The sequence below is a fragment of the Streptomyces sp. W16 genome, from assembly GCF_033194735.1.
In the GTDB taxonomy this organism is placed as follows: domain Bacteria; phylum Actinomycetota; class Actinomycetes; order Streptomycetales; family Streptomycetaceae; genus Streptomyces.
The window spans coordinates 1-15,051 of the sequence record NZ_JAWOAI010000066.1 but is presented as its reverse complement, the minus strand read 5'-3'; the positions used below and the strand labels follow the sequence as shown (position 1 = coordinate 15,051).

General features: G+C 69.2%; 15 protein-coding genes. 7 read left to right on the top strand and 8 right to left on the bottom strand.

The features are described 5' to 3' along the window. The gene (locus R6V09_RS11830) at positions 1-873 is read right to left on the bottom strand and encodes a hypothetical protein (protein WP_317881339.1); all 873 of its coding nucleotides are present in this window, start codon (positions 871-873) and stop codon (positions 1-3) included. 128 nt (positions 874-1,001) lie between these two features. Here R6V09_RS11830 and R6V09_RS11825 point away from each other — a divergent pair, with 128 nt between their 5' ends. Beyond that, positions 1,002-1,589, top strand: a complete 588-nt coding sequence (locus tag R6V09_RS11825; protein ID WP_317881338.1) for a hypothetical protein — start codon at positions 1,002-1,004, stop codon at positions 1,587-1,589. Between the two features lie 76 nt (positions 1,590-1,665). Here R6V09_RS11825 and R6V09_RS11820 read toward each other — a convergent pair whose 3' ends face one another. After that, complete coding sequence (locus R6V09_RS11820; RefSeq protein ID WP_317881337.1) at positions 1,666-2,277, bottom strand: DUF6879 family protein; 612 nt, start codon at positions 2,275-2,277, stop codon at positions 1,666-1,668. Then, complete coding sequence (locus tag R6V09_RS11815; RefSeq protein WP_317881336.1) at positions 2,270-2,539, bottom strand: hypothetical protein; 270 nt, start codon at positions 2,537-2,539, stop codon at positions 2,270-2,272. The genes R6V09_RS11820 and R6V09_RS11815 overlap by 8 nt, the downstream gene beginning before the upstream one ends. A 184-nt stretch (positions 2,540-2,723) precedes the next feature. Here R6V09_RS11815 and R6V09_RS11810 point away from each other — a divergent pair, with 184 nt between their 5' ends. Continuing rightward, positions 2,724-3,134 carry a hypothetical protein gene (locus R6V09_RS11810; protein WP_317881335.1) on the top strand — a complete coding sequence of 137 codons (411 nt, stop codon included), beginning with the start codon at positions 2,724-2,726 and terminating at the stop codon, positions 3,132-3,134. Next, positions 3,131-5,275 carry a tetratricopeptide repeat protein gene (locus R6V09_RS11805; protein WP_317881334.1) on the top strand — a complete coding sequence of 715 codons (2,145 nt, stop codon included), beginning with the start codon at positions 3,131-3,133 and terminating at the stop codon, positions 5,273-5,275. The genes R6V09_RS11810 and R6V09_RS11805 overlap by 4 nt, the downstream gene beginning before the upstream one ends. A 21-nt stretch (positions 5,276-5,296) precedes the next feature. Here the strand turns inward: R6V09_RS11805 and R6V09_RS11800 are convergent, their stop codons facing one another. Continuing rightward, on the bottom strand, positions 5,297-7,363 hold the full coding sequence (locus R6V09_RS11800; protein WP_317881333.1) for a bifunctional glycosyltransferase 87/phosphatase PAP2 family protein: 2,067 nt from the start codon (positions 7,361-7,363) through the stop codon (positions 5,297-5,299). A 281-nt stretch (positions 7,364-7,644) separates the two neighbouring features. On the opposite strand from R6V09_RS11800, the gene R6V09_RS11795 reads away from it, so the two are divergent. Next, a complete protein-coding gene (locus R6V09_RS11795) occupies positions 7,645-8,316 on the top strand; it encodes an O-methyltransferase (protein ID WP_317881332.1) in 672 nt (223 codons plus the stop codon). A 20-nt stretch (positions 8,317-8,336) separates the two neighbouring features. Here R6V09_RS11795 and R6V09_RS11790 read toward each other — a convergent pair whose 3' ends face one another. Next, the gene (locus tag R6V09_RS11790) at positions 8,337-8,729 is read right to left on the bottom strand and encodes a hypothetical protein (protein WP_317881331.1); all 393 of its coding nucleotides are present in this window, start codon (positions 8,727-8,729) and stop codon (positions 8,337-8,339) included. Between the two features lie 82 nt (positions 8,730-8,811). On the opposite strand from R6V09_RS11790, the gene R6V09_RS11785 reads away from it, so the two are divergent. After that, entirely contained in the window at positions 8,812-9,246 is a 435-nt protein-coding gene (locus R6V09_RS11785) for a J-domain-containing protein (protein WP_317881330.1), read from the top strand. A gap of 18 nt (positions 9,247-9,264) precedes the next feature. Here the strand turns inward: R6V09_RS11785 and R6V09_RS11780 are convergent, their stop codons facing one another. Beyond that, positions 9,265-9,834 (bottom strand): hypothetical protein, encoded by a 570-nt coding sequence (locus R6V09_RS11780; RefSeq protein WP_317881329.1) that lies wholly within the window; start codon positions 9,832-9,834, stop codon positions 9,265-9,267. Positions 9,835-9,839: 5 nt separating this feature from the next. Beyond that, on the bottom strand, positions 9,840-10,484 hold the full coding sequence (locus R6V09_RS11775) for a hypothetical protein (RefSeq protein WP_317881328.1): 645 nt from the start codon (positions 10,482-10,484) through the stop codon (positions 9,840-9,842). 164 nt (positions 10,485-10,648) lie between these two features. On the opposite strand from R6V09_RS11775, the gene R6V09_RS11770 reads away from it, so the two are divergent. Continuing rightward, positions 10,649-11,200 (top strand): GNAT family N-acetyltransferase, encoded by a 552-nt coding sequence (locus R6V09_RS11770; protein ID WP_317881327.1) that lies wholly within the window; start codon positions 10,649-10,651, stop codon positions 11,198-11,200. Between the two features lie 187 nt (positions 11,201-11,387). On the opposite strand, the gene R6V09_RS11765 is transcribed toward R6V09_RS11770, so the two are convergent. Beyond that, positions 11,388-13,469, bottom strand: a complete 2,082-nt coding sequence (locus R6V09_RS11765; RefSeq protein WP_317881326.1) for an MFS transporter — start codon at positions 13,467-13,469, stop codon at positions 11,388-11,390. Between the two features lie 157 nt (positions 13,470-13,626). Here R6V09_RS11765 and R6V09_RS11760 point away from each other — a divergent pair, with 157 nt between their 5' ends. Further along, positions 13,627-14,640 (top strand): peptidoglycan-binding domain-containing protein, encoded by a 1,014-nt coding sequence (locus R6V09_RS11760; RefSeq protein ID WP_317881325.1) that lies wholly within the window; start codon positions 13,627-13,629, stop codon positions 14,638-14,640. Positions 14,641-15,051: the final 411 nt, after the last annotated feature.

Below are 15,051 nucleotides of genomic sequence, written 5' to 3'. Positions count from 1 at the left end.
TCAGCCATCCTGTGGGTCGGCCGAGAGGCTGGTGGTGTCCTCGGCGGGTGGGGTCTTGACGGTCACGGACGGGTTGATGTCGAGGAAGGTGACCGTCAGGTCGAGCGTGCCGCCGTCGGTGTCGTTCTGGGTGGGATAGGTCTTGGCCCGTACCCGGAACTGCTTGGCGTGGTCGTCGCCGTCGACCCACAGGTCCATGGTGAGGGCGCCGTCGACCCCGAGGTTCACGAACTGGTCCACCCGCTCGGTGCGGGCGTCCCAGGTGTCCTCGCCCTTGGCGGCGCTCTGGGCGGCGCGCAGCTCGCGGCTGGTGACCGTTCCCCGGTAGTGCAAGGCCTTGGTGCCGTCGACCGTCTCGGTACCGACTCGCCGCACGTCCTTGGAACCGGCCAGGAACGTGGACTGTACGACCGGGCTCACCTCCATCGAACGGGGCAGCACACCATAGGATTCGTTGTCCGCCGCGCCACGCCCCCACACGGCCGGCTCGGCCTTGAACCAGCTCTTGCCGCCCAACTTCGCCGTATCGACGCCGCTGCCGCCGAGGTAGATCGCCTTGCCGACGAACCGGATGTCCAACTCGCCGGGCTTACGCGCGCCCGCCACGGTCATCACCATGGTCATGGCCGCCGGTTTCGTCTTCATGGACGTCTCGGCCGTCAGGCGCCCCCGCTCGGGCACGGTCCCGCTGACCCGGTAGTGGAGCGAGGTGATGTCCTCGGCCTTCTCCGCCGCCTTGGCCACTGCCGCCGAGGGCGCCAGCATGGCCGAATCCTCCTTCACGGACTCGTCCCCACAGCCGACCGCTCCCCCACCGAGCAGCACGGCGGCGAACGCCACGCCCGTCGCTCTGCGCGGCACGGAGTCACGCACCGAAACCCCCACAACTCCCCCTGAAATCACATGTGTTCACACCAGCCAAGAACACGATCTTATTCAGGGACGGCAAATTGGCGCTCAAGTAATAAGCAGGGGCAAGGATTCGATGCTGGCGTGACCCTGTGATCACCACCGCGGCCCCGCAGGTCCTGCTCAGGCGGGCCTGTGTTCTGGCACTGGCAGTCACGCTGGGCACGGGCTGCTCGTCGACACCCGGCACCCCGGCCGGGAACGGCCCGCTCAACGGGCCGGACTACTCCGACGCCGGCTCGGGCAGCGTGTGCCTGCCGGCGAAACCGGGTGCCACGCTGACGTTCGGCGGGGACGAACTACACAACTACGGGAAGAACAAGGTGGTCGTCGACCGCGTCAGGCTCGCCGAACCGCACGGCCTGCACCTCACCGACGCCGTCATCGTGCCCGCCACGACGAGCACCATCGGCTACGACACCCACTATCCGCCGTCGAAGTTCAACGTCGACTCCGTCGGCTCGGGCTGGCAACACCGACGGCCTGCGGCGGGGGCCACCCTCGCACCGCAGGCCACCACCTCCAAGGCCACACACAATCTCGTGGTGGCGATCCACGTGACCGGAACCTCCCGGGTACGGATGAGCGGTGTGACGGCCGACTACCACGTCGGCGGCAAGAAGTACCGCTGGCACAACGTCATGGGCCTCAGTGTGGAAACCGGAAAGAAGACGTGCTGAAGCCGGCGGACCGCAGGCTGGACCGAGGCGCATCCGGTTCAGCTCCGAATACAGCCGCCAGTCGCCGGCTCTCAACTCAGTAGGCGACTGCGGGTGGGGCCAGGGGAGCGATTTCCCTGTCGAAGAATTCGTTGAATTCATCCCCGCGCTCGTACAACACATCAAACCCGGCCGACGTTTCCCGGATCAGCGATCGATCGGAGAAGCGATTGGCTCCCATCGCGTTCCCGTCGTCGTCGTAGAGCACCTCGTACATGGCGACGCCCCCGAGAATCACCACCTCCGGAACAGTGCGGTCTTTTTCGACGTCCGAGATCTTGCGGGCGTCGAGCACCTTGATGTTGTCGCCCAGCTCCACACGCAGTCGCAGGACGAACAGCTCCCATTGCACGTACGGGGTCACAGGGAACTCCACCACACGAAGACGACGCCGCAGAATATTCAGCCGGGCCGCCTCGCGGAACTGCCGTTCGTAGACATCTCGTTTCTCCTGGACGAGAGACAACGCGCGGTCCCATTCTCCGGCGGCGAAGGCCTCCCAGCTGGCGAATCCGCGTTCTTTGAAGTTCTGGCCTCGTTCGAGCTTGTTCAAGTAGTGAATTCCGCTCCCGTGGACCCGCCGGAAGTCCGCGTGGTATGTGGTGCGATCCATGCGTTCGGAAACGCCGTGCGGGAAGGATTCAAACATTCGGGATATCCGGTTTCGCCGCAATCAACATGTTCCTCGGGATGACCACGAGCCGTTCGTCGGCTCCGATGGAGACCCCGTTCGGCAGTTTCCCGCCAAGTGACTCCGTAAGGTCCCGGCCGATGACGGCGATGTCCCCGCTGTCGAGTTCCCAGATGTCGGGGCAATCGGGATCGTCGGTCGTATTCCCCAACTCCTGCGGCGATTTCCCCAGGCGCCGCTTGAATGTCGCGGCCGGATCGGCTTCCCACGGTCTGGCCATGACCATCGCCCCCTCGATTGCGCCAAATTTTCCTCACTCTAACGCTCAACAAGCCCCTTATTGCCCCTTCCGGCTCAAGAGTGCGACGATAAATAGCCACACAACGACACGACACCAAAACACAGCAGATACATGCCGTTGTGTACATATTCCGAATATCCGTAAATTCCGGTCAGGGGGAACTGTGGACCCGGAGACGGCCCTGCTCGCACAGAGCGCGGGAGTCACACTGGTCACGTTGATGGCAACCGACGCCTGGCATCGGACCCGGGACGGGATCGTGCAACTGTGGCGCCGAATGCAGCCGCACCGTACCGAGGCTGTTGCCGCCGAACTGGAAGCCACCCGCGAAGACGCCCTGGCGGCCGGAGAGGCCGACGACCAGGAGACGCTCAGCGAACTGCACCTGGAGTGGCAGGGGCGGTTCCGGCGCCTCCTCGCCGCCCAGCCTGGCGCCGCTGAGGAACTACGAAGACTCCTTGACGAACTTGAGCCGCAGGGCGCGACCGGCCCCGCGATCACCCAGCACGCCAGCGCGTCCGGCCAGGCCCGGATCTATCAGGCGGGGCGAGATCAGCACAACATGGAGCGATGACAGGCTCGATGGACGGCCACGCCGAAGACCGTGGCCGTGTCTACCAGGCGTCAGGTGACCAGCACATCAGCGAACACCACCACTACGGCGGTGAAGCGGCGCCGACCAACGGCCCCGACTCGGTGCGCCGTCCGGCGGTCGGCCGGCCTCCGATCATTCTGCGCGACCGCACCGAGGTACTGGAGCGGCTGCGAGAAAGTATGCGGGCGGGGCGTGGTGGCGAGGTCTACGTGTTGTACGGCATGGGCGGCTGCGGCAAGACCGCAGTCGCCTACACGTTCTTCCAGCAAGCCACCGACGGATGCGGCAGGGTGGGGCTGTGGGTCAGCGCTACCGACCGCGCGAGCCTGCGCGCCGGAATGCTCGCCGTCGCCGCCGACCGAGGTGCCGGCGACGGTGAACTGCTGGCCGCCCGCAACGGACTCCGTCCCGCCGCCGATCTCGTCTGGCAGTATCTCGACCGCTCCGCGGAACCCTGGCTACTGGTACTCGACAACGCCGACCGACCTGAGATCCTCCGTGACGGCAACTGGCTGCGCACGAGTCCACGCGGCACGGTCGTGGTGACCACACGCCGCTCGGCCGCCCGCTGGTGGCCGGGGGCAGAGCTGCAGCACATCGGCGTACTGCCGCGCGAGGATGCCGCGCGGGTGCTGCGCGACCTTGCCCCGCACAGCGGCACGCAGGAAGATGCGGCGGAGATCGCGGAACGGCTCGGCCGCTTGCCGCTCGCTCTCACGCTGGCAGGCGGCTTCCTTTCCCAACAGGTCCTCGATCCCTGGACGCTGGAGACCTACGGGCGCCATCTGGACGAAGGGGAGCGTGTCGAGCTCATCGACCGGGGAGCCGATGCCCTGTCGGAGGAGGATCCACGGCACCTGGTCGGCCTGACGTGGCAATTGACACTCGACGCGTTCGAGGCCCAAGGCCTGCCCGAAGCGACCGCGCTGCTGAGACTGATGGCTCGCTTCGGCCCCGAGCCACTGCCGCTGTCTCTGCTGAACCGGCCCGAGATCAGCGGTGTCCTGCCCCGCGCTCGTTGCGAAACCGCGCTGAGAGCGCTGCTGGACCAATCGCTGACCGAACTGGTCGATGTCGGCGTGCGGAGCGCACAGAGCCACGCGGTGCTGCTCGACAGTGTCGCGGCGGCGACCCCCGCGCAACAGATACCGGTTCTGAACGCCACAGCCGTCCTCCTGCTCGACGCGGCCGTCCCCGACATCCCCGACGCGGGCCCGTACGACCCGCTGCTCCGGCTACTGGTGCCCCACGGGCTCGCTCTGTTGCGACGCATCGGCGACCCGTCGACGTCGGCTGACGCACTGGCCGTGGTGACCCGGCTGTCCATCGCACTGCACCGCACGGGAGACTACCTGTCCGCCTGGGAGACCGCCCGGGCCGCGGCGGACCTCGGCGAACGGCAGCTGGGCGCCGAGCACCGTCTCGTACTGGCCGCCCGCTCCAGGGCCGGCCGAACGCTCTTCCGGCTGGGCAGATACACCGGGGCCGAGCCGCTGCTCAAGCGCGTCCGCGCCACTCAGGAGCGGCTGTTCGGGGCCGACGACCCTGACACCATGGACAGCGGCTACGGCCTTCAGCTCGTGCTCGGAAATCTCGGGAGACGAGACGAGGCCATCCGGCTTGCCCGGACCACGATCGCCGACCGGCGAAGGGCACTGGGCCCCGCGCACCCCCTGACGCTGCGCTCCCGCTCAAGCATGCTGGTCCTGCTGTCCGCCTCCGAGATCGTCGCTGAAGACGACGGCACGCTGCTCTCCCTGCCTTCGGAATGCCTGCGGCACCTCGGTGCCGACCACACGGTGACCTTGGGCGCCCACCACAATCACGCCTGGGCGCTCTACCTACTGGGCCGCTTCGACGAGGCCGACCAGGAGATACGGCTGGTCACCGAGGCATACCGGCGACGCTTCGGTCCCGAGTACCCGATCGCGCTCGCCGCCCAGCAACTTCTCTCCCGAACCCAGGCCGCACGTGGCCACTTGGACGCCGCCATCGAGCTGATGACGGACGTCGTAGCCAGGCGGGTACAAGGCCTGGGTTCCGACCATCCGTTCACGGTCGCCGGTCGGCAACTGCTGAGCGATTTCTCGTCGGGGCGATGGCGCCCGCCCGAGACGTGACCAGCATGCAGCCGCCCCGCCTCAGCTCCGCATCCCGGCCGCACCCGTAGCCGGCTCCAACTCGGCGCCGATCTCCGCCTGTTGCGGCCGTAGCGACCGCGCCCGTGGCCCCTGGAAGAGGTACGCCAGGCCGAAGCCCGCGGCGACGACCGCCGCGCCGCCGGCCGCGTCCAGGACCCAGTGGTTGCCGGTCGCGACGATCGCCGAGACGGTGAAGAAGGGGTGGAGGAGGCCGAGGGCCTTCATCCACCACTTGGGGGCGAGGGCGAAGATGACGACGCCGCACCACAGGGACCAGCCGAAGTGCAGCGACGGCATCGCCGCGTACTGGTTGGTGAGGGCGGTGAGGGTGCCGTAGTCCGGCTTGGAGAAGTCCTGGACGCCGTGGACCGTGTCGATGATGCCGAGGCCCGGCAGGAGGCGCGGCGGGGCCAGGGGGTAGAGCCAGAAGCCGACCAGGGCCAGGAGCGTGGCGAAGCCGAGGGCGGAGCGGGCCCAGCGGTAGTCGACCGGGCGGCGCCAGTACAGGACGGCCATGACCGTGAGCGGGACCACGAAGTGGAAGGACTCGTAGTAGAAGTTGAAGAAGTCCTTGAGGAAGTCGACCTTCACGACCCAGTGGTTGACCGCGTGCTCGATGTCGATGTGCAGGAACCGCTCGATCGAGAGGATCTCGCGGCCGTGGTGTTCCGCCGTGGCCCGGCCGCCCGCGTTGGTGCCGCCCGTCGCCGCGAGGCGGACCTGCTGGTAGGCGGCGTAGGTGACACGGATGAGGAGGAGTTCGAGGAGGAGGTTCGGGCGGGTCAGCACGCGGCGCAGCTGCGGGATCAGCGGGACGTGCTTCCAGCGGGCCGGGACCGGCTCGGCGTACTCCGTGGGGATCGGCCGCCGGTAGTACTCCGACGTGCGCGGCAGGAACGGCACGACGGTCGCCGCGGCGAGCGCCATGAGCAGGACGACGTTGTCACGCAGCGGGTAGACGGCCGCCATGTTCGGCAGCATCATCTTCGCGGGCAGCGTGACGACGAGGACCACCGCCACCGGCCACACATACCGGTCCGAGGCACGCTTGCCGACCCGGCCGACCACCGCGAGCAGCACCCACAGCAGCTGGTGCTGCCAGGTCGTCGGCGACACGGCGATCGCCGCACAGCCAGTGACCGCGACCGCGAGCAGCAGTTGCCCGTCGCGTGCGTAGCGCACGGCCCGGCGCAGGCCCAGGTACGTGACGGCCGCGCCGAGCGCCAGGAAGACGCCGATCTCCAGCGGGCCGGTGAGCCCGAGCCGCAGCAGCGCGCCGTGCAGCGACTGGTTGCCGAGGCCGTCGGCCGCGCCGCCGAGGCCCGCGCCGGCCATGTGGTGCACCCAGTAGGTGTACGAGTCGTGCGGCATCGCCGCCCAGGCGATCACCGCGCTCGCGGCGAACGTCAGCGCGGAGGTCACGGCGGCCCGGCGCCGGTCGGTGAACCACAGCAGCTGCGCGAACAGCAGCACCGTCGGCTGGAGCGCGGCGGCGAGACCGATCAGCACGCCGCTGGCCCGCTCGCCGCGCACCGTGAAGCAGGCGAGCAGCACGAGCAGGACCGGGATGATGCTGGTCTGGCCGAGCCAGAGCGTGTTGCGCACCGGCAGCGACAGCATCAGCAGGCTGATCGCGACGGGCGCGGCGAGCAGCGAGGCACGGCGGGTGACGGGCTGCGGCAGGGCACGGGAGACGACCAGGCCGAGCGCGACGACGAGCAGCAGCGTGCCGAAGGTCCAGCCCCAGCCGAGGGCCTGCTCGGCCGCCCGGGTGAGCGGTTTGAGGACGAGCCCGCCGAAGGGGGTGCCGGTGAACTGCGTCGAGTCGTACAGCGAGCCCTTCACATGCAGCACGCCGTTCGGCCCGACCCAGGTCTCCAGGTCCGTCAGCCGTTCCCCCTGCGGGGTGCCGAGGACCACGGCCACCTGCCGTACGGCGAGGACCGCGGCGACCAGCCACAGGCCCAGGCGCGCCGCGCGCAGCCGCGCCCTGGCCGTCCCGGCGGCACTCGACCCGAAAGGTCCCGCGGCTCCCGCCGGTCGCCCGCTGTGCTCCACGTTCGCCACGCCTCGTAGGCCTCCCGCCCCGCTCGTCCCACGCGTCACACGCGCGGCTGTTCTCTCTGCGAACCCTATGAGGTTCGCACCCCCTGCGGGAGGGACGCAGGCAACCCCCTCTTCACCTGACGTCCGCCCTCCTTTTGTCCGGATGACGATAGTCGGCCCCGGGTTGCCTGGGCACAGCAAATAACCGCGTATCCGTACAGTGAGTGATTGCACACGAACGGGTTCGCAACAGTTCTCACGGGATCATCAGTTCTCACCGGATTCACGAAAGGCACCGGCACATGAGCGAGTCGCAGCAGTGGGACGACGTCGACGACTACTTCATCGGCCACCTCGCCCCGGAGGACGAGGTGCTGGCGGCGGCGCTGCGCGACAGCGAGACCGCCGGACTCCCAGAGATCGCGGTGTCCGCCGCCGAAGGCAAGCTGCTTCATCTCCTGGCCCTGATCCAGGGCGCCACCCGCGTCCTGGAGATCGGCACCCTCGGCGGCTACAGCACGATCTGGCTGGCCCGCGCGCTGCCCGCCGACGGCCGCGTGATCACCCTGGAGTACAGCCCGGAGCACGCCGAGGTCGCCACCCGCAACCTCGCCCGCGCGGGCCTCGACAAGGTCGTCGAGGTACGGGTGGGCCCGGCCCTGGAGTCGCTGCCCCTGCTGGCCGACGAGAACCAGGCCCCCTTCGACCTCGTCTTCATCGACGCCGACAAGGTCAACAACCCGCACTACGTGGAGTGGGCCCTCAAGCTCACCCGCCCCGGCAGCCTGATCATCGTCGACAACGTGGTGCGCGGCGGCCGGGTCGCCGACCCGGCGAACACGTCCCCGGACGTCCGGGGCACGCGCGCCGCGATCGAACTGATCGGCTCCCACCCGCGCCTGTCGGGCACGGCGATCCAGACGGTGGGCAGGAAGGGCTACGACGGTTTCGCGCTGGCCCGGGTACTTGCCTAGGGGCTCTTCGCCGAGGCCTCTCAACTCTCGTGATAGAAGCCGACGTTGACGCTGCGCGGCCCCGTGCGGTCCTTGATGACGATCTCGCCGCTGCCGCCACGGGGCAACGGGACGCTGCCGCCGTAGGGCACGGTCTGGGCGTACTCCCCGACGATCAGCCGTACTTCGGAGGACGGGTCGGGCTGGGAGCCGCGCAGCCAGCTCACCTGCCAGATGCCCTCGGGTCCGCACAGGAACTCCAGATGAACCCGTGAGATGAACAGCCAGTCGTCCGGTGTCACCAGCCGGCACACCGACTCGTCGCGGCCCACCCGCAGCACCGCGCCCGGGTCGCTGGGCGCCTCGGCCATCAGCATGCCGGCCGTGGCGCCCTCGTCCGTCCCGGAGACCGAGGCCATGGTGAGTTCGAGCACGTGCGCTTCCCCCTTGAGGTGTCCTTACACAGCCGCCGCATGATAAATCCCCCGGCCACGCCGCGTCCGGCACAATGGAGTCATGACCGAGCGAAAGCCACCGGGTGTGTCCTTCGAGTCCTGGGTCGACAAGCAGATCCGGGACGCCGAGCAGGCCGGCGAGTTCGCCCAACTCCCGGGCGCGGGGAAGCCGTTGCCGTCCGGTTCCGACACGACGTACGACGAACTGTGGTGGATCAAGCAGAAGATGGCCCGCGAGGGCATCTCCGTGCTCCCGCCGACGCTGGCGCTGCGCAAGGAGGCCGAGGACGCCCTGGCCGCAGCGTACTCGGCCCCTTCGGAGCGGATCGCACGGCGGATCATCACCGAAGTCAACGTGAAGATCCGCGACATGATGTTCAAGCCGCCGCCCGGCCCCCCGCTGGGCATGAAGCCGTACGACGTGGAAGAGGTCGCACGGGAGTGGCGGGAGCGCCGGGCGGTAGACGGAGCGGCTGAAGCAGACGGAACGGACTGACCAGGTGGAGCGGGCGGGTCAGATGTGTAGAAGGCGCTCCGTCAGTTCGCGGTACTCCCGCAGGGCCAGGCGGAGTTGCTCGGTGTCGTCCGAGCCCTTGGAATCCCAGGAGCTGTGCAGGGTGTCACGGCGCTTGGTGACGGCCTCGGTGAGGCGGCCGGCGACCTCTTCCAGGACGTGGGCGGCCTCCTCGACGGCGGAGCGGGGCTCGTCGACGAACCCGGTCACCGCGTGCTGCAGCCGCAGACTGAACTTGTCGCTCTCGTCGTGCGGCAGCAGGCTGCCGTTCCCGGCGTCCAGCCGGTCGTGCCGCTTGTCGGCGGCGACGGGCGCGGGAGGGGGCTCGGGAGCGTGCACGGGCCGTGCCGACTGCGCCTGCTGATCGCCGCGGGCCGCCGTCTCGTCGCGCTCGCGCGGTGTCCCCCGGTCGGTCTGACGCGGGATCGGGGTCACCGCCGTGGCCTCCCGCCGGTCGGTACCCGCACCCGTACCCATGCCGGTGTCCGTGCCGGTGTCTGTGCCGGTGTCCGTACTCGCGCCCTTGCGCTCGTCGCTCGTGTCGCCGTTGGGTCGTGTCACATCGGTCATGCGGCTCAACTTCCCTTCACTGCTTGCCTGTTGAATGAGCCGAACGCATGGCGTCCGGTACGCCCGCGGGCACTGGCACCGTGACCGCCGTTGTCCGTGCTCATCAGGTCGTCGAAGAGGTCGCGGGCTTCGAGCATGGCCTCGCGCATCTCCTCGGTACCGGCCTGGCTCTCCGGCGTGCCGTTCGTCCGCGAGTCGACGACGCGGTGCACGCGCCGGTAACCGTGGACGTGGTCCGCGTGGTGCACGGACAGCGCGTCGAACTGCTTCTCGTACTCCTCGACGCCGGGGAAGCCCCGGGCTCCGGCCACCTCGCCGAGCAGCTGGTCGACGTCGGTCACGGCCTGCCGGGGCGAGTCGACGAACAGCTCCTGGGCGGCGGCCCAGCGGGCCTGGTACTGCTCACGGGCCGCGGGCTCCAACGGCTGCTCCTGCAGCGAACCGTGCTGCTGGACGCGCTCGCCGAGCTCCCGCTCGGCGGCCTTCGTGTCGCCGTCGTGCCGGGCCACGGTCCGGTCGTACTCGGGCCCGAAGCGCCGCTTCAGGCCCGAGCCGCCCATCGCGCCCCGGGCACGCGGTGCCAGAGCCGCCGCGGCAGCGACCACGCCGACCACGATCACGATCAAAACGATGATCACGCCTGTGGACATGAGTGCCTTCCGGATTCTTGGCCAACCGGCTCTCGTAGCCGGTCGGTTCCCGTACCGGGTTGCCGCAAAGGCCCCCTTCAAACGACGGCCACGACAGGTCGTCACCGGGGAAACACCCCATATCCGGTTGCGGAGGCCCGCCCCGGTCGGCTGACATACCGCCCATGACCTGGACCATCGCCCCCGAGCCCTACGACTCCCCCGTCGCCGCCGCGCTCTGGCGGGCGTACTACACGGAGGTCAGCGACCGCTGGTACCTGCTCCACGAGGACCGGCGGACGGACCCCGCGGAACTGGAGCGCGAGATCGCCGCCGTCACCGGCGCCGAACTCACCCCGCCCGGCGGCCAGTTGCTGGTCGCCCGGTACGACGGCGAACCGGCCGGCAGCGCGGGCGTACGCCTCCTCGACGCGACGACCGCCGAACTGAAGAGGGTCTTCCTCTACGAGGGGATGCGCGGCCGGGGCGGCGCCGCAAAGCTGGTGACGGCCGCGGAAGAGTCCGCCCGCGAGCTGGGCGCCACAACAATGATCCTCGACACCCGACACGACCTGGTGGAGGCCCGCACCCTCTACACCCGCCTCGGCTACAAGGAGACCGAGCGCCACAACGACGACCCGTACGCGGAACACTGGTTCCGCAAAGCCCTGCTCAACCAACGGCGAGAGCCCACCAACTCTCACTGTCCCCACGCGTCGGCCGAGAGGGCGCCGTAGGGGCGCGCCGGTGTCGAGAGCCCCAGCGCGCGGAGGCCCGAAGGGCTGAGCACGGTGGGGCTCTCGACACCGGCTTAAGGCGCCCCGAAGGCGACCGAACCAAAGGAGGTGCGCGCGACGGCGCCTACCCAACACCGCCCAGCTGTCCGGCGCCTACCCAACACCGCCAGAACGCCCCACAAGAACCTCAACTGACCTTGGTCACCATCCCGTTGTGCGGCTGCTCCCGATCAGACCCGCACAACTCGCCGTTGAGCTCCTTCACCAGTTGGATCAGATCCGTCGGCCGGTCCGGTCCCCACCAGTCGCCCAGAGCCTCCGCAAGGGACTCCTCGCGGGCCTGTGCCAGCCGTTCGGCCATCTCCCGCCCCTGGTCGGTCAGTTGCAGGTCCAGCCCTTCCCGCACCGCCAGCTGCCGCCCCTCGATCTGGCGGACGGCGGCGAGGATGACGGGCAGTGGCACGGAGCTGCGTTCGGCGAGCACACCGGGTTCCGCCCAGCCGTCCCGCTTGATGCGCAGCAGCAGCCAACTGGCCGCCGGCTGAAGGTCGTAGCCCGCTTTCGCGGTGATGGTCTTGTAGATCTCGCGGCGGCCTTCCCGGGTGCCGAGCACGGACAGCGCGCGACACACCTCGTCGTACGAAGACCGCTGAACCGGATTGCTGGCAAGGGTCTCGGTGAGGTCGGGTGCCGTGACCGAGCCGCGCAGTTTGTCCTCCTTGAGGAACCACGCCAGGACGAAACCTGCGAGGGCGACGGGGGCGGCGTAGAGGAAGACGTCGGTAATCGATGACGCATACGCGTGCAGGGCCTCCGGCCGTACCGCGACCGGCAGTTGGGAGATGCCGCGCGGGTCGGACTCCAGGCCGTCCGGTGTGACGCCGGCCGGCAACGAGGTACCCCGAAGGGCATCCGTGAGCTTGTCGCCCAGCCTGCTCGCGAAGACCGTGCCGAAGATGGCGACACCGAACGAGGCGCCGATGGACCGGAAGAAGGTCGCGCCGGAGGTGGCGACGCCGAGGTCCTGGTAGGAGACGGCGTTCTGCACGATGAGCACCAACACCTGCATGACCAGGCCGAGTCCGAGCCCGAAGACGAAGAAGTAGGCGCTCATCTCACCGGTGGAACTGTTCTCGTCGAGCTGGTGGAGCAGCAGCAGGCCGAGCGCGGTGACGCCGGTGCCCGCGATGGGGAACACCTTCCAGCGGCCGGTGCGGCTGACGATCTGGCCGGAGGCGGTGGACGAGATCAGCATGCCGAACACCATCGGCAGCATGTGGACGCCGGACATGGTCGGCGAGATGCCCTGCACGACCTGGAGGAAGGTCGGCAGATAGGTCATCGCGCCGAACATCGCGAAGCCGACGATGAAGCTGATGACGGCGGCGAGCGAGAAGGTGCGGACGCGGAACAGCTTGAGCGGGAGGACGGGTTCGGCGGCCCGCCGCTCCACCGCCACGAACGCCCCGATCAAAACCACGCCGAGCACCGCCAGCCCAACGATCTGAGGCGAACCCCAGCCCCAGGTCGTACCACCCAGCGAGGCAACAAGCACGAGGCAGGTCGCGACCGCGGCGATGAGGAAGGTGCCGAGGTAGTCGATGACGTGGTGGGTGGACTTGCGCGGGATGTGCAGGGCGGTCGCGATGACGGCGAGGGCGACGACACCGACCGGGAGGTTGATGTAGAAGACCCAGCGCCAGCTCAGGTGCTCGGTGAACAGCCCGCCGAGCAACGGCCCGAGGACACTCGTCGCGCCGAACACGGCCCCGAACAGCCCCTGGTAGCGCCCGCGTTCACGCGGTGAGACGACATCGCCGACGATCGCCATCGACAGCACGATCAACCCGCCGCCGCCCAGGCCCTGGAGAGCCCGGAAGCCGATCAACTGCGGCATGTTCTGTGCCGCGCCGCACAGCGCGGACCCGATCAGGAAGATGACGATCGCGATCTGGAACAGCCTCTTCCGCCCGTACTGGTCGCCGAGTTTGCCCCAGAGCGGGGTCGCGGCGGTCGACGCGAGCAGATAGGCGGTGACGACCCACGAGAGGTGTTCGAGGCCGCCGAGATCACTGACGATCGTCGGCAGGGCGGTCGACACGATGGTCTGGTCGAGGGCGGCGAGCAGCAGCCCGAGGAGCAGCGCCCCGATGGAGACGAGGACGTTGCCGGACACGTGTTCCTGGGCGGCGCTGCCCCGCCGCGGGGGTTTCTCCGGTGGCTGCGCGTCGTGCACATTCCCTGTCATACCGTGCGCATCGCCGGCCATGAAGACCTCCCGAGGCTCTCGTTACACATCCATGGTGATCGGTATGGCCGGTTACGGCCTGTTGAGTCCGTGGGGAAGCCGACATTCCCGGGGTCCGAGGAGACGGCGTGAAGGACATCCGCATAACCTCTGGAGTTCCACGGGGAGGGACGAACACGTGAACGACGCGAAGGGCCATATATGCCCGCAGTGCGGGGCGCCCCGGGCAGCCGACGGTTCCCCGTCGTGCGCCTGCACCCAACGGGCGTCCGACGCGCTGCGCGACGCGCGCACGGCGGAGGCGGCAGCGGCGGAGGACTTCGACCCGCTGCGGATCAGACCGTACGTGGAACTGAACGGCAACGCGCAGGACCAGACCCCCGCGCAGGCACCTCCGGCACCCGAGGGCGAGACACAGCGGCTGCCGGCGGTCGAGGAGACGATGCGGCTGCACGCGATACCGCCCTCGGACCCGCGCTCGGACCCGCCCTCGGACCCGTTCGCCGACCCGTTCGCCGGCACCTTCACCGACACGGACGCGTACACAGCCGCAGACACCGGCACGGACGCCGGCACGGACTCCGACCCGCCGCGCCGTCGCCGCCGTACCGTGCTCCTCGCCGCCGCGGGAGCCGTCGTGGCGGTGGTGGCGGCGGCCGGTTTCGCGAGCGGCATGTTCTCGTACGAGACGCCGTCGCGGGACGAGGCTGCCCCCAAGGACGTCCGCGCGAGCGTCCCCACCGCGTCGAAGAGCACGGCACCGGCGACACCGTCCACCAGCGCTTCTACGTCCGCACAGGCGACCTCGGCGTCCCCGTCCCCGACGCTCAGCACGAACCCGTCACCGTCGACGACGAGCAGCCCGTCCGCCACAGCGTCACGGTCCGCGGCCTCCAGCCCGACCCCGACGACCAGCGCCACGGCGTCAGGCGCGTCCGCCAGCGACCGCCAGGGCGGCACCAGCACCGCACCGGTCCTGCAACGCGGCGACGAGGGCCCCGAGGTCACCGAACTCCAGCTCCGCCTGACCCAGTTGAACCTCTACACCGGCCCGGACAACGGCGTCTTCGACAAGCAGGTGCAAACCTCGGTACGCACCTACCAGCTGGCCCGCGGCATCCAGTCCGACACGCTCGGGGTGTACGGGGCGGCGACCCGAGCCAAGCTGGAGTCGGAGACGACCGAGCCATGACGGACCCTGCGGAACGCCGACCGTGACGCAACGCTCGTTGGCCAACACTCGTCGGCCAACCTTGGTGGGCCAACGGCCGTAGGCCTACGGCCGTAGGCCAACACCGGCAGGCCAACACGGGTAGGCAAACGCTGGTTGGCAAACGCCGACAGGCAACACCCGTGGGCCAACACCGGCAGCCCAACACCCGTTGGCCAACACCGGTAGGCCAACACCCGTTGCCCAACACCGGTAGGCCAACGCCAGCAGGCAACACCCGTAGGCCAACAGTCGTAGGCCAACACCCGTAGACCCACCGCCCCGCCCCGCCCCGCCCCCTACCCCACGTACAACCGAATCTCCCCGCCCGCAGCCTCCACCCGCACCTCACGCAAATCCCGCACCACCACGTCCGGCCGGTGGAACGCGGCC